A 21,223-nucleotide genomic window follows, 5' to 3' on the forward strand; every position below is an offset into this window, starting at 1 on the left:
ATTCCAAAAAAAAGATATAATTTTGAAAAACCATATACCCATTAGAATGTGCATTGTTTGCAAAGGTCGTTATGAAAAGCAAAGTTTGCATCAATTTCAAATAAAAAATTCTCAAATTATCACTAAAGTGGAATTTGGTAGGAGTTTATATATTTGTAATCCATGTTTTGAAAAAGATGAAAAAACATTGCAAAAGGCTTTTATGAGAGCTTGCAAAGGCAATTTTTATGGCAGTATAAATCAGCAGGATTTAAAGGAGATATTTTTTAATGACAGATGTAAAGATTAGCGAAATCGCTCAAGAGTTAGGATATACTAGTAAAGAAATTATAGAAAAAGCCAATGAAATAGGCTTGGAGGATATAAAATCCCCTAACAAAAAAGTATCTTCTGAAATCGCAGAAGCGATTTATCAATATGTGCAATCAGGTGAAATACTAGATGTGGTAAAAAAAGTGGCAAAGCCTAAAAAAGAAAGCGCGACTAAAAAAACTACTAAAAAAGAAGAAAGCAAAAAAGAAGAGAAAAAAACTACTAAAAAAGAAACAAAAACTCCTGTTAAAACAACAAATGAAAAGAAAGAAGAAAGTAAAAAAGAAGAAAAGCAACCTGAAAATCCTATTAAAAATGAAGCATTAGAAGAAAAAAAAGAAGAAATTAAATTCGATGAAAAACTAGGCTCTAATTTAAATTTAGCTAAAAGAAGAGGTTTAGTTATCGTTAAAAAGAAAAAAGAAGAAAGTAAAGAAAATCAAATAAACAATGAAGAAAAATCTAATATACAAAATACTCAAGGTTTGAGCCTTAGTATGATTTTTTCAAATTCAGATGAGAATTTAAAAAGAAAGAAAAAAGAAAAGAAAAATCATCCTGTAGCAAGTAAAAAAGAAAACACTACTAAAATGGATCTTTTAGGAGATAAAGACTTTGCTGATATTTCTTTAGAAGATGACGATATGGTAGTTTTACCTGATTTTAGTGTAAAAGAAAACAAACCAGCACAACCAGCAAACAAAAAACAACCAAATATTTTAAAGCAATCTTTAAATAACTCTATCAACCCATTTGGCGAGGGTGGTATACAAAGAAGAAGTCGTAAAAAACCACCTAAAAAGGTAGAGAAAAAAGAAAGTGAAGCTATAACAAGTGTAAGCATACCTAAAGAAATTCGTGTGTATGAATTTGCTGAAAAACTTGGTAAAAACACCGGAGAAGTTATCTCTAAACTTTTCATGCTTGGTATGATGACGACTAAAAATGACTTTTTAGATGAGGATGCTATAGAAATTCTTGCTGCTGAATTTGGAGTGGAGATTAATATCATTGATGAGGCTGATGAGTTTGATTATGTAAAAGATTATGATGAAAATCAAACAGAAGAAAATTTAAGCCAAAGAGCTCCGGTTATCACTATTATGGGGCATGTTGATCATGGTAAGACTTCTTTGCTTGATTATATAAGAAAATCACGCATTGCAAGTGGCGAAGCAGGTGGGATTACTCAGCATGTGGGCGCTTATATGGTGGAAAAAAATGGTAGAAAAATCACTTTTATCGATACTCCAGGCCATGAGGCATTTACTGCTATGCGTGCAAGGGGAGCTAGTATAACGGATATTGTTATTATCGTAGTAGCTGCAGATGATGGGGTAAAACCACAAACTAAAGAGGCGATCAATCATGCAAAAGCAGCTAATGTACCTATTATCATTGCTATTAATAAAATGGATAAAGAAAACGCAAATCCTGACATGGTAAAAACCCAACTAGCAGAAATGGACATCATGCCAGTAGAATGGGGCGGAAGCCATGAATTTGTGCCAGTTTCAGCTAAAAAAGGTGATGGTATAGAGGATTTACTTGAAATTGTATTATTACAAGCTGATATTTTAGAACTTAAAGCAAATCCAAAAGCCCATGCTAAAGCAAGTATTATAGAATCTTCAGTGCAAAAAGGTAGAGGTCCTGTGGCTACTATCATCGTGCAAAATGGTACTTTAAGAGTGGGAAATACAGTCGTAGCAGGGGAGGCTTATGGTAAAGTGCGTGCTATGAGTGATGATCAAGGCAAAGCTTTAAAAGAAATAGGTCCAGGTGAGTGCGGGGTGATCATAGGTCTTAGTGAAGTAGCCGATGCAGGAGAAACTCTAATAGCTGTAGATAGTGATAAGCAAGCAAGAGAATATGCTAATAAACGTCATGAATACAACCGCCAAAAAGAACTAAGCAAATCCACTAAAGTAAGCATAGATGAGCTTGGTGCAAAAATCAAAGAAGGCAATTTAAAAGCCCTTCCTGTGATTTTAAAAGCAGATGTGCAAGGTTCGCTTGAAGCGATTAAGGCTAGTTTAGAAAAACTTAAAAACGATGAGATCAAGGTTAATATCATCCATAGTGGGGTAGGTGGGATTACTCAAAGTGATATAGAGCTTGCAAGTGCGAGTGAAAACTCTATCGTTTTAGGTTTTAATATACGCCCAACTGGTGAGATCAAAGAACGCGCTAAAGATAAAGGCGTAGAGATAAAAACTTATAATGTTATTTATAACTTGCTTGATGATGTAAAAGCCTTACTAGGTGGTATGATGAGTCCTATCATCTCTGAAGAACAACTTGGTCAAGCTGAAATTCGCCAAGTGATCAATGTACCAAAATTAGGCCAAATCGCAGGTTGTATGGTGACAGAAGGCACGATCAATCGTGGTGCGAAAATCAGGCTTATTAGAGATGGGGTTGTGGTATTTGAAGGTAATGTAAGCTCGCTCAAACGCTTTAAAGATGATGTAAGAGAAGTTGCAAAAGGCTATGAATGCGGTGTAGGCATAGAAGGTTGTAATGATATGAGAGTGGGGGATTATATAGAAAGTTATAAAGAAGTTGAGGAACAAGTAAGCCTATGAACCCAGCCGAAATCAAAAAGCTACGCACAGAAAGCATTTTAAAAGAACTTATACCAGAAGCTTTAGCAAATTTAGACAACGAAGCTTTAAAAAATTTGTGCGTAGTAGATGTGGAGTGTAAAAAAGGCAGATATGATGCTTTTGTGTATCTAGATAAAATGTTTTTTAATACCCAAGAGCAAGAAATCATACTCAATCAACTCAAAAAAGCCGCCCGTGCTTTGCAAAATTATTGCATGAGTGAGCAAGGGTGGTATAGATGTCCGAATTTTCACTTTAAATTTGATGATAGATTAGAGTATCAAAACCATATGGATGCTTTATTTGAAAAAATCAAAAAGGAACAAAATGAATCTTGAAGCACTTTGTAAAGAAGCAGGGCTTAGCTTTTATGATGATGAGCTAGTAAGTGAAAATGGTAGAAAGATTTATAGAATTTATGTACAAAAAGAAGGTGGAGTAAATCTTGATGATTGTGCTAAGCTTAGTGAGATTTTATCACCTATTTTTGATGTAGAGCCACCTGTGGGTGGAGAGTATTTTTTAGAAGTATCAAGCTGTGGGCTTGAAAGAAAACTTAGTAAAATCGAGCATTTTGCAAAAAGCATTAACGAACTTGTAAAAATCACAACTAGTGAAAAAGAAAAAATCGAAGCAAAAATCATCGCCGTAGATGATGAAAATATCATTTTAGAAAATTTAGAAACTCAAGAAAAAACTACTATAAATTTTAGCGACATAAGAAAAGCTAAAACCTTCATACAATGGTAAAAATTTAGAATTCTAAATTTTTACTTATTTTTTATATAATTAAATTTAAATACAAAAACAAAAAGGCGTATAATGCTTGAAAATAAATATGATTATAATATAAGCAAAAAAGATAAAAATGGCAATGTGTATTATCATTTTCCAAAAGATGAAGATGAATTTAAAGAAGCAGTTGTAAAAAATGGCGGCATGAGTGTATATGTTTATCAAGATGATAAATTAATAGATGAATTTCATACAAAAAGTCAAGGTTATAAATGGACTTCGCCTGTTTTTAATTATTTAAAAACTATGCATAAAGATAGTGAATATTTTTATAGATATTATAAAAATTGTAAATTTTTTGCAATTGTGGATTAAAGGAAAATAGTATGAATGTTGTTGAATTTCACTTTTCAAATGGAAATAAAATACAAGCACAAATAGAAAACTCAAACGAAAAAATTTTTAGAATATTTTTGGAAAAAAGATTAAAGACTGTTAATCAATATATCAATACAGCAAAATATGCAATTAAAGAATGCAAAAGATTAAATATTGTTAATAGAGATGATTTTGATACATTTCAAATAAACTCTATGGAAGTTTTAATAAATTTGTCATTTGAACTGAAAGATGGATTATTACAAGAATATAATTTTAAGAGCGGAAAAGGTTGTCCGCATGCTTGCATTAATTCTCACTATTTGGAATTTGTAAAATATGTCAATGCTTATAAAAATTATGTTTCAAAAGATATGGTTAAGTATTTGAAAACAAGAGGCGGCGAGAAAGAATTTAAAGTAGAAATAAAAAATCAAAAGATAAAAGTTATAACGAGTGCTGATGCTGTTGGGCTATATTCTTTAAATAGGTTTTTAGAATATAGTGTTTTAAGTAAAAATGAAGATGATTTATATGCTAAACCATTATTTGGAGATATATTAAGTAGCTCAAATCTTAGTGTAGTTAAGCAAAGTGAAAATGAAAAATTTTACAAAGAGCATTTTTTGAAAATGAAAAAAACACCAAATGAAAATCAAAATCCACCTTTAAATCAAATTCTTTATGGACCTCCAGGGACAGGAAAAACTTATCATACTATAGATAAAGCTTTGGAGATATTGGGTGAAAATTTAGCAAATAAAGATAGAGATGAGAAAAAAGCAAAATTTGATGAATATGTAAAAAATAGGCAAATAGTTTTTACTACTTTTCATCAAAGCTATGGATATGAAGAATTTGTAGAAGGTATAAAGCCTCATATAGATAGCAAAGAAAATTCTAAGGAAGTAGAATACGAAATAAAAGACGGAATTTTTAAAGAACTTTGTAAAAAAGCTTTGGATAATTATGAGAATAGTATCTTAAATATAGATGAGTTAAATAAAAAAATAGAATTAAAGGAAAAAGTTGAAAATTTTTTAAATTGGCTTTTGGAAACAAATGAGCCTATTGGTAAAACAAAGGGTGGAAATTTCTTTGTTGTTGATATCAATGATAAAACGGTTATGATTTATAGTGAAGGAGTAGAGAGATTTGATGGAAATTTTAATTTAAGTATATCTATATTTATGGAATTATTAAAACACAAAGATGAATTTAATAATGCCGCTGAAATGTTTAAAAAAGTATTTGATAGAGATTATGCCGATAGAACTCATACTTATTATTTTAATTTAGTGAAAAAATTTAAAGCATATGAAAAACAATCAACTGCAAAGAATGAAAATAAGAAAAACAACGATAATTCTTTAAAACCTTATATAATAATCATAGATGAGATTAATCGTGGTAATGTAAGTAAGATTTTTGGTGAGCTTATCACTTTAATAGAACCTAGCAAAAGAATAGGTAAAGAAGAAGAGTTAAAGGTAACTTTGCCTTATAGTAAAGATGAATTTGGAGTGCCTAAAAATGTTTATATCATAGGCACTATGAATACAGCTGATAGAAGTATAACTTCACTTGATACAGCTTTGCGAAGACGCTTTGAATTTATCGAGATGATACCTAAACCTAATGTTTTGTCAGATAATTGCGAAGGTGTTAATTTGCAAGAATTATTAAAAGCTATTAATACTCGCATAGAATACTTGCTAGATAGAGAAAAGACTATAGGACATGCATTTTTTATAGGCATTGAGAATTTAGAGAAATTAAAAAATGTTTTTCAAAATAAAATCATCCCATTATTGCAAGAGTATTTTTATAATGATTATGCTTTGATTGACGCAGTTTTAAATAAAAATGGTATGTTGGAAAATGTTATTGTTGAAAATAAAGATTATTTAAAAAATATGACAGAATTTATAGAAAGTGATAAGGTTATTTATAAGTTTAGTGATAGTCAAAAATGGGATGAAGCTACTTTTAAAAAAATATATGAATAATGAAAACAATTAACACCTTTTCTATCATCGAATACCAAGATTTTTCTAAAGAAGATTTAAAAGAAATTTTCAAAGAAAAAGCTGAAATATTTTATAAAGAGCTAGAAGACTTTGCAAAAAATAATGAAAGTCTTCTAGGCTTTAAAAACAAAAATACCTTAAAAGCAAAAAATTATGTCGGCATTATACAGACTAAAAGCGGTGTTTTGGAGATCTTTCCAAAATGCACAAATTTGGATAGCTATAAAAAAGAAGATAAATCCTCAAATTATGATAAAGAAAAATTAAAAAAATACTACGAATTAGAAAATATCTCTAAAAATGATGATTCTAGTGAAGAAGATCTTAAAAATGATCCTAGTATTCTTTTAATCAACATGCTAAAAACCTTAAAAAATTCTCCCTTTAAAAAGTCTCAAATTTCATCTTTGCAAATTGCTAAAATACCTTTGTTTGAAGTGTTTATTACGATGTTTTTAGATGAATTTGATAGTGTGTATAAAAAAGGTTTGATGAGATCTTATGTAAGTAGCGAAGAAAACAGAGCTTTCTTAAAAGGAAAATTACTATTCAATGAGCATATAAAATCAAATTTAATACACATAGAAAGATTTTTCACAAGTAGCGATGAATTTGTTTTAGACATAGCACCAAATCGTTTGATAAAATCAACATTAAATTTTTTAAAATCCAAAACAAGCTTGAATAAATTTAAAATCATCAAAGCTATGCAAATGCTTGATGAGGTAGAATTTTCTACAAATTATGAAAAAGATTTTAGTTTTAAAATTTCAAGACATTTTGATTATTATGAAAATATACTTTCTTGGTGTAAGATATTTTTACAAAATCAAAGCTTTGCTCCATATAAAGGTAAAAACGAAGCCTTTGCTTTACTTTTTCCTATGGAAAAACTTTTTGAAAACTATGTGGCTTATATGTTTAAACTTGCTAATCCTAGCAAAAATATAAAAACCAAAAGTAGTGGAAAGTATTTAATCTCAAAAAATGATGAAAAATGTTTTATGTTAAAGCCTGATTTATATATAGAAAATAAAATGATCCTAGATACAAAATGGAAAATTCTAGATGATAGTGAAGATGAGAAAAAGCATGGCATATCGCAAAGCGATTTATATCAAATGTTTGCTTATGCAAATAAATACGAGATAAAGGAAATTTATCTTATTTACCCTCTATGTGAGAGAACTTTTGACTTAAGAGAGAAATTAAAAACTAAAGATATTAAGTTTTTAGCACAAGGTTTTTTAAAAGCTTGTGATGAGCATGTAAAGCTTAAGGTATTTTTTGCGCCTTTACCTTTTTAGGAAGTAATATGAATCACGAATTTTATATGAATTTAGCCATAGATGAAGCTTGGAAATATCAGCTTTTGACCTACCCCAATCCAGCCGTAGGTTGTGTAATCTTAGATAAAAATGGCAAAATTTTAAGTATAGAAGCGCATAAAGAAGCAGGTAAGGCTCATGCAGAGCTTGAAGCAGTGAGTAAAGCCTTAAAAGTGCTTAATCCAAATTTAGATTTACCACAAAATGCAAATGATTTGCATGAGTTTATTTGTCAAAATCATCAAGGGTTATTAAAAGGCGCTAGTGCTTATGTGAGTTTAGAACCTTGCAATCATCAGGGTAAAACCCCACCTTGTGCGAAACTTTTTAGCACACTTGGTTTTAGTGAAGTTTTTATCGCTACTAAGGATGAGCATAAGCTTGCAAGCGGTGGGGCAGAGTTTTTAAAAGATCAAGGCATAAAAGTTCACATGGGAATTTGCGAGCAAAGAGCTAAAGAGCTTTTAAAGCCTTTTTTAAAATGGCAAAAATCAAGTTTTAAATTTTTTAAACTAGCTCTTTCTTTAAATGGCTCTGCTTATGGCAAAATCGTAAGTTCTAAAGCAAGTAGAACCTATGCTCACGCATTGCGCTCAAAGCTTGATTTGCTAGTAGTAGGTGGAGAAACTATAAGGCATGATAGGCCTATTTTAGATGCAAGGCTAGCTCAAGCTAAAGCACCAAATTTATGCATACTAAGCCGTCAAAATTTAGAAAGTTTTGATTTAAACATTCCTTTATTTAGCGTAGCTGAAAGAGAAATTTTTACAAGCATTCCTAGTGAAGCAAAGCTCATCATGTATGAGGGCGGGGAGAATTTTTTAAAAGCCTTTAAAGATGAGTTGGATATGCTTTTGATTTTTTCAAGCTCGAATTTAAATACCTTTGAAAATGTTAAGTTAGATTTAAAACTAAAGCCTTTGCATAAAGGCTTTTTAGAAAATGATACTTATGGGTTTTATGAGATTATCAAATCTTAGTAGATTTTTTGTGAGCTTACTTGTGTGAAAAATTGCGCTAAAGTGTTAGCAAAAAAGCTAGCACTTTGCTCTTCTAATCGTTTTAAAAACTTATCTATAGCATCTTCTTTTTGCCAGATAGGGTTTTGCACTTTGGCTAGTTTTTCTAACTCTTTTTTGGCTTGCTCGTAATTGCCTATTTTATCAATGAGTTTTAATTTTAAAGCCTCATTTGCTAAAAACACTTTCGCATCAGCCCATGAGCTTGCTTGATTTAAATCTAGCTTGCGATTTTTAGCGACAAATTGCGTGAAAAGTTCATAGCTTTGATTGGCTAAATTTTGCAAAAAGTCTTTTTCTTCTGTGCTCCATTTACGCATGAAAGTTCCTGCTTCTTTATAGCTTCCTGCTTTGATGGTTTGCTCATTTATACCAAGTTTTTGTACAAGCTCACTTACTTCAAAACCTTGCATAATTACCCCAATAGATCCTACAAAGCTAGCAGGATTAGCGATGATCATATCAGCTCCTACTGCGCTTAGGTAGCTTCCACTTGCTATAGTTCCACCTGCATAGACTACCACAGGTTTTTTAGCTTTAAGATCTTGTATAGCTAAGGCTATTTCCATGCTTGGTGCAAAAGCTCCACCAGGGCTATCTATAAAAAGCAAAACCCCTTTTATAGCTTTATCATCTTTGACTTTGTAAATTTGTTCTAAAAGATTGCTCGCATCGCTAATTTCGCCTTTAAGATTAATTTGAGCTAGGTTTGCATTAGAAAGTTTGGCATTATCCCCGCTTGGAGTAAGGATTAAAAACACGATAAATAAAAACACAAAGGTTTTAAAATAAGTGTTGATATAAGAAATGGTTTTTCCAATTCCTTTAAAAAATGATTTTATAATCTGCATTCTTTTCCTTTTTAAGTTGTTTAATCAAAAATTAAATCCAAAATTTGACACCAAATTAACATTATATTGATTTTTATAAATTTCATTTAATAATTTTATATCAAAAAAGAATGTTTTATTTGGTTTGAAATTTAGTCCAAGGTTAATGTTGAGTAAGTTAGTATCTAAATCATAGTATTGTTTAAATTTTTGATTTTTAAAATCAATAAAATTTGCATTGTTGCCTATCTTTTTTCCTGTTAATCTTTTTTCATACAATATAGAACCTGTTATAGTATTTTTATTTTCATCTAAATTTGGTAATACATAAGAAGAAGTAATCCCTAAAACTAAAGATGTGCTGTTGTGTTTTATGCTATCGTAAGATTTTGAAAAAATTCCACCGCTTTCACTAAATGCATTTTGTTGAAAATAATTGTAATTAAAATATACCAAAGGAGTTAAATTTAAATTTTTATTATAACTAAATTCTTTTGCTACACCTAATTGGGTAGAAGTTATCAATCCATTATATGTTCCTTTTAAAGTATCTGAATTTAGTATATATCTTTGCATGTTGCTTGAGTATAATCCTATGCCAATACCGCTTAAAATTTTAAAATTTTCTAAATTCAAAATATAATTGCTTGATAAATTTGCGTTTTTTGTTTTGATATTAGATGTTGAAAAATCAACATTAGAATATGAAGTACTTAAATGCGTTGCGAACATTGAAGAATTAATTTCTTTTCCTACGCTAAGATTGAGTCCATAGGAGCTTCCATGAAAATCATTACCATATATTTTTTTAAAACTAGGTCCCATTTGGAAGATATATGTTTGATTATCATAAAAATTAAAATTGGCTACATCACTTTGATATAATAAATTTGTCGGATAAGTATTACTAGCTAATCTAATATCCTCCATAGGTGTATTTATGAAAGTTGGATTAAGAGTCGAGAGCATGTTATTTTGTCCGAAATTACTGTAGGTGTTTAATAATTGGATTGAATTGGATAAATAATCATTTGATTCCAAGCTTTTTAGACTACTTTGAACGATTTTTTTATCTGCATTATCTAGTAAAATAAAATAATTTTTATAGTTTTCATTTAAGTTATCCATCATTCTAATGCTTCTTAATGCTTGTCCTATAGTGCTATTTTGAGTATTATACGCATTGTTTTTTATAATAGGCTTGACTATTATTTGAGAGTTATCATGTTCAGGTTTTGGTTCAGGTTTTGGTTCAGGTTTTGGTTCAGGTTTTGGTTCAGGTTTTGGTTCAGGTTTTGGTTCAGGTTTTGGTTCAGGTTTTGGTTCAGGTTTTGGTTCAGGTTTTGGTTCAGGCGCGGGCTTATTAATACTAACTTTATCTTCATCTAATACAGCAACAAAATCAATACTATTGTTTCCTGATATTTCAACTTTTTCAAAGTCATTTATATTATTTTTTAATCCAGCTAAATTTATAGTAATTATATTGCCACTAGTGTAAAACATAGGTAATGGTATGTATTGTAATTTACCACCTTCTATTTGATAAGAATTTGCTATAAGTTTAGAATTACCATTATTTCCAAAATCAAGCTGCAAAACAGCATTGTTTTTTTGGTTATATAGACCTTCTACAATTAAATCACTTAAGTCTTGATTTCCAGGTCTCACAATTCCTTGATTGTATAAATTATTTTTTATTAAACCATTTCCACTAAATTTACCATTAGTTAAAACTTTAACCTCCCCACTTATAATTCCTTTATTATTTTGTGTTTTTATTAGGGAAAGCTCACCCTCTTTTACTATAGTTTTACCAAGATAAGTATTTTCTCCACTTAAAATTAACCTCCCTTGACCATCTTTGATAAATCCAATATTTAAATTTTGTATTTCATCTTTTGGAGAATTTAAAGCATCGAGTCTATGTAAACTATCATCCCATTTTTTTTGAGATATGTCATTGCTAAAAGTCGCGTTATATCCTTGAGTATTTATAGTATAGTAAGCTTCTTTTTCGCCATAAGTATCGGTAATATCTTGTGAATTTAATCTATTTGCATCTAAAATTCCTATACCATTTATGGCTTTTTTAATGTCTAGAATGCCTTGTCCTAAGATTTGTTCTTTTTTGAGAGTTTGTATTCCTTTGTAGTCTTCATTGGCATTTTGCATAAGTGGATATTTGTCGATTAGATTGTTTAATATCTTATCTGCTTCAAAACTCCAATATCCAGCATCTATCAAATCTTGTTTTATTTTATTTTTATCATCAGGGATAGGCGTATCTATATAAATAATAGTATAATAGGATTGTTTTCTTCCATTGGAAGTATTGAGAAGTTGAGTTTCTTTTACTGTTAGTTTTGGAGTTTTGTAATTTTTATTTGCTGTACTTAATAAAACATCAGCTATTTGTTTTCCATTTAAAAAAGGGAATTTTTCTGACACTAAAGCAGCAGCTCCACTTACCATAGGAGTTGCCATAGAAGTACCACTCATTTTAACATATAAATTTTTATCAGGTCTTCCAAAAATGGGTTGTATATTATAAGCAGCATTAACTGAATTAACAAAACTTCCAGGTGCTACTAATGAAAAATTTTCAACTCCTTTTAATCCATTGCTATACGATGCTATAGCTTTAGAGGATAATATAAGTTTTCCATTTTCATCTTTTGTAATTTTAGAAGAATCAATGGCTCCAATGCTAAGCCATGATCTTAAATTTTCATCATAATAAGGAAGAGTAGCATTAAATCCAGGTGATACTATACCCTCATTTCCAGCTGCAAATAGTATTAGAATGTTTTTTTCTTTTGCTAACTTTATAATCCCATCAAGCGGTTTATTGTTGTTTGCTAAATTTAAAAAATAATTAGAATTTTGCTTTTTAAGATCTGATACATACCATCCGAGCTGACTCATTCCTACTATTGGATATAATTGTGTATTCCAACTATTATTGATTATTTTTATTTCTTTATCTTTAAAATAATCATAAATATTATAAGGAATTATTTTTTGACTTCCATTGTTATAGCCAAAAATTTGAATTCCATACATTTTCGCATTGTAAGCAATCCCATATGGTTCTTTAATGTTTTTAAAATTACCAAGTATAATTCCTGCTACATGTGATCCGTGAGTGTCTACTGTTAGATCAGGAGTATAAGGTTTATTATTTACTGTTGAGTATTGTTGCTCTATGATTTGTCCTTGCAAACTAGGATGATTTGCATTAAAAGCAGAATCTATAATACCTACATTTATATTTTTTCCTGTGATATTAAGATCGTGTGCTTTATGAACATTAATAACTTCAAAATCATTTAAAGCTAAAATTTGAGTTATAAAAATAAATATTATTAAATATTTTTTCATATGACTTTCTTAAATTTTATTAAAGATTCTTATAATTTTTAAGTATAACAGAAATATTTTAATTTTGATTAGAAACTCTTGTTTAAGATATTTATATTATTTCTTTTCCTTCTATAAAAAGTTTTAACACTTCTTTGCTTTGTAAGATAAATTGCAAAGGAAGTTGTTTTAAATTTGCACTATTTGGTAAAGCAAAAAGACTAAAATCAGCTATTTTGCCTTTTTGAATTTGACCTAGGTTTAAATTTAAGGCTTTTGCGGCTTTATTTGTTGCCATTAAAAGTAACATTTTGGCAAAATTTTCTAACTCTAAATCATCATGTATAAGTAAATTTGCTCTCATTTCATCAAGCATGCTTAAAGAAGTATTTGAACTTAAGCCATCGGTTCCTAGATGGATATTAATACCATTTTTTAAAGCAGATTTTAATTTAAAAGTATTTTTACTCAAAAGCCTATTTGAAAAAGCACAATGCGTGATTGAGTGCAGATTTTTATCTAGCAAATTCCATTCTTTAAAATACACGCAATGTGTAAATAAAGTCCTTTGATCTTTAAAAAGTTCTAAAAAGCTTTGCGGAGTGTAAAGTGGCATAGGATTTTTGCTAAATTTAGCCAAGCTCTTTTTAAAACCACCTTTTTTAAATCTTAGCCAGTTGTTTTCATGATTACTTTCAAGAAAATGTGTGTTTAGTAAATGATCATTTTCTCTAGCAAGTTTTATAGCAAATTTAGCAAGCTCTGGGTGGGTTGAGTAGGGTGCATGCACTGAAATAGCAGGGATAAATTTAGAAGTTTTAAAGCTCATGCTTTTTTCATAACGAGTTAAAAATTCCTCTTTTTTTGCTTGGATAAAATTTTCATTTGAACCTAAAATTTCATTAAAAAATATCACTCTAGCTTGTGAATTTACACAAGGGTTTAAATCGCCCCCAAAGCTTGAAATTTCTCCTATAGTAGCAGTGCCACTTTTTAGCATTTTATGAATATTTTGTGAGATTAATTTTTCTTTGGCTTTTTCGTTTAATTGCTCGCGGTTATTAAAAACACTATCAAGCCATTTTAAAAAGTCTCCAAAGACTAAATTTCCATTATTTGCACTAAATTCTAAATGCGTGTGTGGATTGATAAAAGCAGGTAAAAGTAAGGTATCTTTTGGAGTTGGTATAAGCTTAGCTTGTGGGTAGGATTTTTGTAAATTTTCTAAGCTATCAATTTCTAAAATATTATCATCAAAAAGAATAGCTTTTTTTTCTAAAATACCAAATTTATCATCACAAGTTAGGATGATTTTGGGTGCTATTATAAACATTTTCCATCCTTTAAAAAGGTAAATTGTAGCTAAAATTTAGCTTTAAAGTGTTATAATATAGTAAATTTTACTAAATAAAGGTTAGATTATGAAAGTTATGGTGATACAAGGACCAAACATTAATATGCTTGGTGTAAGAGAAACTCACATTTATGGTAATATGAAAATGGAAGATATCCACGAGCAAATGAAACAAGCCGCAAAACAAGCTAATGTGGAGATTGAGTTTTTTCAAAGTAATTTTGAAGGTGAGCTAGTTGATAAAATTCAAGAATGCTTAGGCAGTGTAGATGGAGTGATTATTAATGCAGCTGCTTATGCACACACTTCTATAGCAATCCGTGATGCGATTGCGGCGATTAATATGCCTGTGATTGAAGTGCATATTAGCAATACTTACAGAAGAGAAGAATTCAGACAAAAAAGCATGATAGCACCAGTTTGTGCAGGTAGCGTGGTAGGTTTTGGTCCTTTTGGTTATCATATGGCTCTAATGGGACTTTTCCAAATTTTTGATCAAATCAATGCATATAAAGCAGCTCAAGCAAAAGCACAACAAGCAAATCAATGAATTTTATCTTAAAAAACGAAAATGCACTTTTTTATGAGTGCGGCTATTCTTGCGATAATGCTTTATTTTTAAAACTTGAAGATAAAGCTTTTTTCATCACTGATGCAAGATATAGCTTTGAAGCTAGTGAAATGATAAAAAATGCTAAGGTAGTTTTAGCACAAGATCTTTTTGCTAGTGCTAGAGAGCTTTTAGAAAAAGCAGGGATTGATAGGGTGTGTTTTGACCCAAAAGACTTTAGCTATTTTGAATTTAAAGAACTTAGTAAAAGTGTTAATATCGTTTTTGAGGAAAAATTAGACTTAAGTAAAAATAAACGCATTATAAAAAATGCCAAGGAATTACAACTTTTGCAAAAGGCTGTAAATTTTGGTAAAGAATGCTTTGAAGAATTTGCTAAATTTATCAGCCAAGAAGGCCATGGAAAAAGCGAAAAAGAATTACATTTTAAAGCATGTGAAATTTTTCAAAAAAAAGGTGCTTTAGGGCTTTCTTTTTCACCTATTGTGGCTATTAATGAAAACGCAGCTAAAGCACATGCTTTACCTGGTGATAAATGTTTAGAATATGGAGATTTGTTATTAGTTGATGCGGGTGTGGTTTATCAAAGGTATTGTTCTGATCGCACAAGAACGGCTTGTTTTGATGAGAATGGTATAGTTTTTGATAAAAATAAGCCAAATTTTAAAGACAAAGAAATTATACAAATTTATGAGGTGGTTAAGCAAGCTCAGCTTCAAGCTATAGAAAAAGCACGCGTTGGTATGATAGCAAGTGAGCTTGATTTTATCGCAAGAGAAGTGATTAAAAACGCAGGTTTTGAAAAAGAATTTATTCATAGCTTAGGGCATGGAGTGGGGCTTGATATACATGAGTTGCCAAATATTAGTCCAAGAAGTGATTATGAGCTAAAAGAAGGTATGGTATTTACCATTGAACCTGGAATTTATATCAAAGATAAACTTGGCATTAGGATAGAAGATATGGTCTATCTTGATAAAGAAAAGGCAGTGGTGTTATAACTTGCTGATTAAAGGGGCTAGAAGGTTAGAAAAAATTCGTTTTTTTCCTTTTTATTCAAGGGCTGATAAAAAAGGAAAATACATAGCCATTATAGGACTTGGAAGCAATATAGAAGATGAAAAAAAACGCTTTCGGAGTTTATTTAGGCTTTTAATGCAAGATAAACGCTTGCAAGTATTGCAAACATCGCCATTTTTGATTAATAAAGCTTTTGGCTTTGAAGAGCAAAAAGACTTTACTAATGCGGTGATGGTTGTAAGCACAAGTTTGCATGCAAGAGCACTTTTAAAAGTTTTGTTTTTTTATGAGTTTAAATTCAAAAGAAAAAGAACTTTTAAAAATGCTCCTAGAACGCTTGATTTGGATTTGTTGTATTTTTCAAAAAAAGCGCGTAAAGATGAGTATTGCATAGTGCCTCATGCGGGGGTAAATGATAGAATTAGCGTAACTTTGCCTTTGGGCTTGTTAAGATAAGGAAAAATATGGGACAATTGATTCATACTTTTACGGTTGAAAGCACAGATGAGATTATACCTAAGGTCAAGCAAGATTATGGCGATAAGGCTTTGATAGTAACTAATAAGCAAATTCGCCCAAAAACTATCAATCAAAAGCCTTTGTATGAGGTTATAGTGGCGATTGAAGAAGCTGATTATGAAGAGCATTTAAAACAAAATAATTTGCCTATGCCACCAAAGAAAAAACCAAACACAGCAAGTTTTCCTGAGGCTAAAATTCAAGCTCCAAAACTTGAAGATGAAAAAAAAGAAGAAGATGTAGTGCTTGATTTTTCTTCAAAAGCTAAGCAAAAACCTATTAATCCTTATTTAAATACAAGCAAAAAAGATGATAATTTTTTAAATTTAAAAAACAAACTTTCTCAAGTTAGTTCAGAAATTAGCAAGGTTTCAAACTATCAAGATTTTTCTATGCCAAATCCAAATTATGATAAAAAAATAGAAGCTTTTGAAAAACAAATGAACAAGCTTAATGATAAAATGAATTTACTTGTGGATATGATGTGGGATGATAAGGCAGATTTACGCAAAGAATTAGCTATACCACCTGAGTTTGCAAGTATTTATAAGCAAGCTAAAGCAAGTGGTATGCAAGAAGCGCATTTAGAAGCGATTATGAAAGCAACTATTGAAAATATGCCAAGCACTATGAAAGCAAATCAAGAAGCAGTGCAAAGGTATTTTTACTCACTTTTGCGTAATATGCTTCCATGCCGTTTAGAAAGTGAAATTAAAAAGCAAAAAATCATGATGTTAGTAGGTCCAACAGGAGTAGGTAAAACTACAACTTTAGCAAAGCTTGCTTTTCGCTATGCTTATGGAGATAGACGCTATAAAACCGGTATTATAACTCTTGATACTTATAGAATAGGCGCAGTAGAGCAGCTTTTTCAATATGCTAAGATGATGAAACTTCCTATTATTGATAGTATAGAGCCAAATGACTTAGATGATGCGATTAGAAGTTTAAATACTTGTGAGGTTATTTTAGTAGATACAACCGGAAATTCACAGTATGATAAGGCAAAACTTGAAAAAACAAAAGAATTTTTATCGCATTCTAATGCGCAAATTGATGTGAATTTAGTGCTTTCAGCAAATACAAAATATGAAGATTTATTAGAAACTTATAATAATTTTTCATTTTTAAATATAGACACTTTAATCATTACAAAATTTGATGAAACAAAAGTATTTGGAAATGTGTTTTCTTTGCTTTATGAAACTAGCACTCCGATGAGCTTTTTTTCCATAGGTCAAGAAGTGCCTGATGATATAGAAGTAGCAAATAGCGACTTTTTGGTGCGTTGTGTGTTAGAAGGTTTTAGAAGGGATGAAAATGAGTAATCAAGCAGAAAAATTAAAAGATCTAGTAAAAAATGAAAACTCAAATGTAAAACATACCCATTTTATCGCAGTTACTAGCGGTAAAGGTGGGGTTGGAAAAAGTACTTTTAGTGCAAATTTGGGCAACATCCTAGCTAAAAATGGATATAAAGTAGGGCTTTTTGATGCAGATATAGGGCTTGCAAATTTAGATGTGATTTTAAATGTGCGTGTAGAAAAAAACCTTTTACATGTTTTAAAAGGTGAATGCTCACTAGAAGATATTCTAATAGAAGTCAAGCCAAATTTATGGCTTATCCCAGGTGAGAGTGGCGATGAAATTTTAAAATACAATGATAAAAATATTTATGAGAGATTTTTAAATCAAACAAGTATTTTAGATGATTTAGACTTTTTAATCATTGATACAGGAGCAGGTATTGGTGGCAATATAGGGAATTTCTTAGAAATGTCTGATGAGGTTATTGTCATAACTGTACCTGATCCTGCCGCAATTACCGATGCTTATGCTACTATAAAAACTACTTCAAAGACTAAAGAGAATTTATTAATGGTATTTAATGTAGTTAGAAATGAAAATGAGGCTTTAAGAATTTTTGATAATATTAAAAAAGTAGCAGATATTAACATTAAGCATAATTTAAATTTAGAATTTTTAGGATTTTTAGGTCAAAGTAAAGATATTAGTTCTAGTATTAAAAAAAGAACTTTATTTAGCGATGATGATACTAATGCAAGTGATGAGCTAAAAGCCATAGCTTCTAAGCTTTTGTATAGGTTGGAACAAAAAGTGCTTAATAATGTGGGAGATAAAAGCATTATGAGTTTTTTCAAAAAGCTTTTGGATCGTTTTTAGATTGAAGGAAAAAGATGAGACCAGAAAATTTTGTTGCTTTTTTTACTGTTTGTGGTTTTTTTATAGGATTAATGTTCACCATAGTTAATATAGAAGATGCAGTAGAGATAGTTGTATATACTTGTTTGATTACTTTTGTATTTTATGTGTTAATCCATATAGTAATTATGATTTTTGTAGATGCAAATAAAATTAGTGGTAGAAGCTTTAATAAAGAAAAATATGAAAATGAAAATAATAGCTTTATAGCAGAATTAGCTGCAAGAGAAAAGAAAATGGATTACTTGCTTGAAAAACTTCAAGAAGAGCGTGAAGACCTTAAAAAACTTGATAGCTCTTCAAAAAGAAAAGTAAAACATGCAGCCGCATAATGCTTATGCTTCTACGCTAAAAAAAGAACAAGATGACTTAGTCATCTCTTATATGCCCGCATTAAGAGCTATGGCTTTTAGACTTAAAGAGCGTTTGCCTGCAAGTATTGATGTAAATGATTTAATTAGTATTGGCGTAGAAGAGATGATTAAACTCTCGCGTCGCTATGATAAAGAACAAAATGACAATTTTTGGGGTTTTGCAAGAAAAAGAGTAAATGGAGCTATGCTTGATTATCTAAGAAGCCTTGATGTAATGAGTAGAAGTAATAGAAAAATCATCAAAGATATTGACGCTATTATAGATGAGTTTTACCAAGAAAATGAAAAAGAACCTGATGATGAGTATTTAGCACAAAGATTAAATTTAGAAGTAGAAAAGGTAAAAGAAGCAAGAGCAGCTCATGCTATATCGCTTGTTATGCCTTTAGATGAACAGCTAAATTGTTTTAATGATAGTAATATCATAGAACAAATAGAAAAAGAAGAATTAATAGAAAAAATCAACGCGGTTTTGGAAGAATTTAAAGAAAGAGAAAGGCTTGTGATACAGCTTTATTATTATGAAGAATTAAATTTAAAAGAAATTGCAGAGATTTTAGAGATTAGCGAGTCAAGAATTTCACAAATTCATAAGCGTTTGCTTAAGAAGATTAGAGAAAGGCTAGTTTAATGGCTGAAATACTTTCCCAAGAAGAAATTGATGCTCTTTTAGAAGTCGTTGATGATGATAGCGATGATAGTGCTGCTTCTTCAAAATTAGAAGAAATAGAAGATAAAAGAGATATTGTAGTATATGATTTTAAGCGTCCAAATAGGGTTTCAAAAGAACAACTTCGTTCTATTAAAGGAATTCATGATAAATTAGCTAGAAATCTTGCTTCGCAAATTTCATCTATGATGAGAAGTATAGTTGAGATTAAACTACACTCAGTTGATCAAATGACTTATGGTGAATTTTTGATGTCTTTACCTTCACCGACAAGCTTTAATGTTTTTTCTATTAAGCCTTTAGATGGAAATTGTGTTTTAGAGATTAATCCAAGTATTGCTTTCCCTATGATAGATAGGCTTTTGGGTGGTCAGGGTGAAAGTTTTGACACCTTAAGAGAGCTTACAGAAATAGAACTTAACTTGCTTGATTCTATTTTGCGTATTATTATGCAAAGGCTTAAAGAAAGTTGGATGAATGTTACGGAAATTTATCCAAGTGTTGAAGCAAAAGAATCAAGTCCAAATGTTGTGCAAATTGTTTCTCAAAATGAGATTGTTATCATGGTGGTAATGGAGATTATCATAGGAAATTCAAGTGGTATGGTAAATATATGCTATCCAGTTGTGCATTTGGAAAGTATTTTGAGCCGTTTAGCAAATCGTGATATTATGATGGGTGAAACTTCGGCTAAAAAGTCAAGAAACAAAGAACTTAAAACTTTGATCGGTCGTGCTGAAGTGATTTATGAAGCTATGCTTGGTAAAACTTTTATCAATGTAAATGAATTTTTAGATTTAAAACAAGGAGATATTTTAAAACTTGATAGAAGTGCAGATGATAAAGCTATAGTAGCCATAGATAAAAAAGAAGTATTTTTAGCTCAAGTAGGACTTCATAGATTTAGAAAGTCGATTAAAATCTTAGAACTTATTAAAACTGATAAAGATGAGATTAAAGAAATGCTTGAAAAATATGAAGATGAAAGAAGAGCAAAGGCAAATTCTTATGATGAAAATGAAGAGTTAGAAGAGGAAGAAGATGATCAATGATTTTTTAGGCATATTTGTCAACGAGTGCATAAGCACAATAGAAGGCTTAACAGGGAAAAGTGCTGAATTTAGCGAGTATTATGAGTATGATGTAAATTCTCAAGATTCTATGACTCCGCCATTAGTTAGTGCTACTTTTAGTGTCAATAATGAGATGAAAATCAAAATCTTAGCAAGTGCGGTTTTAATGAGTGCAATTGGTGAGTGGATGATGGGAGAAGAAGAAATCTCTAAAAATAGTGAGCTAAATGAAGATGAAATGGACGCGGCTAAAGAAGCTATACAAAATATCATTTCAGCATTTTCTACAACCTTAGGTGCACAAAAAGAAATTCCAAAAATGGAATTTAGTTTAGAAAATTGTGAATTTGTTGCAGATAGTCTAGAACTTGGCGGCTTTCATAAAATATATTTATATAATGTAAAAATAGCTGATTTAGAAGAGAAAATTTCCTTAGTATTTGATGAGAAAATTTATAAAGTTTTAACTAAAACTGATTTAGAAGAAATTGTTACAACTCATGAAGAGCATACTCAAGACCATAAAACCTTAGCAAGCGTTGAAGAGTTAAGAAATATCGGCTTGATTATGGATGTGCGTTTGCCTATAAGAGTGCGTATTGGTAGTAAAAAAATGCTTTTAAAGGATGTTTTAACTATGGACATAGGTTCAGTTATCGAGCTTGATCAATTAGCTAATGATCCTTTAGAAATTTTAATAGGTGATAAAAAGATTGCCTATGGGGAAGTAGTTATTGTAGATGGAAATTTTGGAGTACAAATTACTGAGATTGGCTCTAAAAAAGAAAGATTAGAGCAATTAAGATGAAAAATTA

At 30.2% G+C, this 21,223-nt stretch carries 20 protein-coding genes; 17 read left to right on the forward strand and 3 right to left on the reverse strand.

Features of this window, described 5'->3' with window-relative positions:
- The first annotated feature begins 22 nt into the window (after positions 1 to 22).
- The 8 genes from L8X97_RS06095 to ribD all read left to right on the forward strand — a co-directional run bounded on the left by L8X97_RS06095 (position 23) and on the right by ribD (position 8,372).
- Positions 23 to 289, forward strand: coding sequence for a DUF448 domain-containing protein (locus tag L8X97_RS06095; RefSeq protein WP_133319640.1), 267 nt, complete (start codon positions 23 to 25; stop codon positions 287 to 289).
- Complete coding sequence (infB, locus tag L8X97_RS06100; protein WP_263662863.1) at positions 270 to 2,900, forward strand: translation initiation factor IF-2; 2,631 nt, start codon at positions 270 to 272, stop codon at positions 2,898 to 2,900. Before L8X97_RS06095 ends, infB begins: the two co-directional genes overlap by 20 nt.
- Complete coding sequence (gene rbfA, locus L8X97_RS06105; protein ID WP_039617407.1) at positions 2,897 to 3,259, forward strand: 30S ribosome-binding factor RbfA; 363 nt, start codon at positions 2,897 to 2,899, stop codon at positions 3,257 to 3,259. The genes infB and rbfA overlap by 4 nt, the downstream gene beginning before the upstream one ends.
- Entirely contained in the window at positions 3,249 to 3,671 is a 423-nt protein-coding gene (rimP, locus tag L8X97_RS06110) for a ribosome maturation factor RimP (protein ID WP_263660737.1), read from the forward strand. The genes rbfA and rimP overlap by 11 nt, the downstream gene beginning before the upstream one ends.
- A gap of 72 nt (positions 3,672 to 3,743) precedes the next feature.
- Positions 3,744 to 4,031, forward strand: coding sequence for a hypothetical protein (locus tag L8X97_RS06115; protein WP_263660738.1), 288 nt, complete (start codon positions 3,744 to 3,746; stop codon positions 4,029 to 4,031).
- A gap of 11 nt (positions 4,032 to 4,042) precedes the next feature.
- On the forward strand, positions 4,043 to 6,043 hold the full coding sequence (locus L8X97_RS06120) for an McrB family protein (protein ID WP_263662865.1): 2,001 nt from the start codon (positions 4,043 to 4,045) through the stop codon (positions 6,041 to 6,043).
- Positions 6,043 to 7,371, forward strand: coding sequence for an McrC family protein (locus L8X97_RS06125; RefSeq protein WP_263662866.1), 1,329 nt, complete (start codon positions 6,043 to 6,045; stop codon positions 7,369 to 7,371). Before L8X97_RS06120 ends, L8X97_RS06125 begins: the two co-directional genes overlap by 1 nt.
- Positions 7,372 to 7,379: 8 nt before the next feature.
- Positions 7,380 to 8,372 (forward strand): bifunctional diaminohydroxyphosphoribosylaminopyrimidine deaminase/5-amino-6-(5-phosphoribosylamino)uracil reductase RibD, encoded by a 993-nt coding sequence (gene ribD, locus L8X97_RS06130; protein ID WP_263662867.1) that lies wholly within the window; start codon positions 7,380 to 7,382, stop codon positions 8,370 to 8,372.
- On the opposite strand, the gene sppA is transcribed toward ribD, so the two are convergent.
- From sppA to L8X97_RS06145, 3 genes are all read right to left on the reverse strand, one after another.
- On the reverse strand, positions 8,369 to 9,262 hold the full coding sequence (gene sppA, locus L8X97_RS06135) for a signal peptide peptidase SppA (RefSeq protein ID WP_263662868.1): 894 nt from the start codon (positions 9,260 to 9,262) through the stop codon (positions 8,369 to 8,371). The genes ribD and sppA overlap by 4 nt on opposite strands.
- 24 nt (positions 9,263 to 9,286) lie before the next feature.
- On the reverse strand, positions 9,287 to 12,625 hold the full coding sequence (locus tag L8X97_RS06140; RefSeq protein ID WP_263662870.1) for a S8 family serine peptidase: 3,339 nt from the start codon (positions 12,623 to 12,625) through the stop codon (positions 9,287 to 9,289).
- 91 nt (positions 12,626 to 12,716) lie between these two features.
- Entirely contained in the window at positions 12,717 to 13,937 is a 1,221-nt protein-coding gene (locus L8X97_RS06145; RefSeq protein WP_263662871.1) for a metal-dependent hydrolase, read from the reverse strand.
- A gap of 88 nt (positions 13,938 to 14,025) precedes the next feature.
- Between L8X97_RS06145 and aroQ the strand changes: the two genes are divergently transcribed.
- Genes aroQ through fliY form a run of 9 tightly spaced genes read left to right on the forward strand, consistent with a single transcriptional unit; the run spans position 14,026 to position 21,216 of the window.
- A complete protein-coding gene (gene aroQ / locus L8X97_RS06150) occupies positions 14,026 to 14,508 on the forward strand; it encodes a type II 3-dehydroquinate dehydratase (protein WP_039625266.1) in 483 nt (160 codons plus the stop codon).
- Positions 14,505 to 15,530 (forward strand): M24 family metallopeptidase, encoded by a 1,026-nt coding sequence (locus L8X97_RS06155; RefSeq protein WP_263662872.1) that lies wholly within the window; start codon positions 14,505 to 14,507, stop codon positions 15,528 to 15,530. The genes aroQ and L8X97_RS06155 overlap by 4 nt, the downstream gene beginning before the upstream one ends.
- A gap of 1 nt (position 15,531) precedes the next feature.
- On the forward strand, positions 15,532 to 16,005 hold the full coding sequence (folK, locus tag L8X97_RS06160; protein ID WP_263662873.1) for a 2-amino-4-hydroxy-6-hydroxymethyldihydropteridine diphosphokinase: 474 nt from the start codon (positions 15,532 to 15,534) through the stop codon (positions 16,003 to 16,005).
- 8 nt (positions 16,006 to 16,013) lie between these two features.
- Complete coding sequence (gene flhF, locus L8X97_RS06165; RefSeq protein ID WP_039667960.1) at positions 16,014 to 17,396, forward strand: flagellar biosynthesis protein FlhF; 1,383 nt, start codon at positions 16,014 to 16,016, stop codon at positions 17,394 to 17,396.
- Positions 17,389 to 18,252 carry a flagella biosynthesis ATPase FlhG gene (flhG, locus tag L8X97_RS06170; RefSeq protein WP_133319628.1) on the forward strand — a complete coding sequence of 288 codons (864 nt, stop codon included), beginning with the start codon at positions 17,389 to 17,391 and terminating at the stop codon, positions 18,250 to 18,252. Before flhF ends, flhG begins: the two co-directional genes overlap by 8 nt.
- 14 nt (positions 18,253 to 18,266) lie before the next feature.
- Positions 18,267 to 18,623: a hypothetical protein gene (locus tag L8X97_RS06175; RefSeq protein WP_133319627.1), complete on the forward strand. Its 357-nt coding sequence runs from the start codon at positions 18,267 to 18,269 to the stop codon at positions 18,621 to 18,623.
- Positions 18,610 to 19,296: an RNA polymerase sigma factor FliA gene (locus L8X97_RS06180; protein ID WP_133319626.1), complete on the forward strand. Its 687-nt coding sequence runs from the start codon at positions 18,610 to 18,612 to the stop codon at positions 19,294 to 19,296. Before L8X97_RS06175 ends, L8X97_RS06180 begins: the two co-directional genes overlap by 14 nt.
- Positions 19,296 to 20,387 (forward strand): flagellar motor switch protein FliM, encoded by a 1,092-nt coding sequence (gene fliM, locus L8X97_RS06185; RefSeq protein WP_133319625.1) that lies wholly within the window; start codon positions 19,296 to 19,298, stop codon positions 20,385 to 20,387. The genes L8X97_RS06180 and fliM overlap by 1 nt, the downstream gene beginning before the upstream one ends.
- Positions 20,377 to 21,216 (forward strand): flagellar motor switch protein FliY, encoded by an 840-nt coding sequence (fliY, locus tag L8X97_RS06190; RefSeq protein WP_133319624.1) that lies wholly within the window; start codon positions 20,377 to 20,379, stop codon positions 21,214 to 21,216. The genes fliM and fliY overlap by 11 nt, the downstream gene beginning before the upstream one ends.
- Positions 21,217 to 21,223 lie beyond the last annotated feature (7 nt).

The sequence above is a fragment of the Campylobacter sp. CNRCH_2013_0671h genome (assembly GCF_025773055.1).
Taxonomy (GTDB): Bacteria; Campylobacterota; Campylobacteria; order Campylobacterales; family Campylobacteraceae; genus Campylobacter_D; species Campylobacter_D lari_D.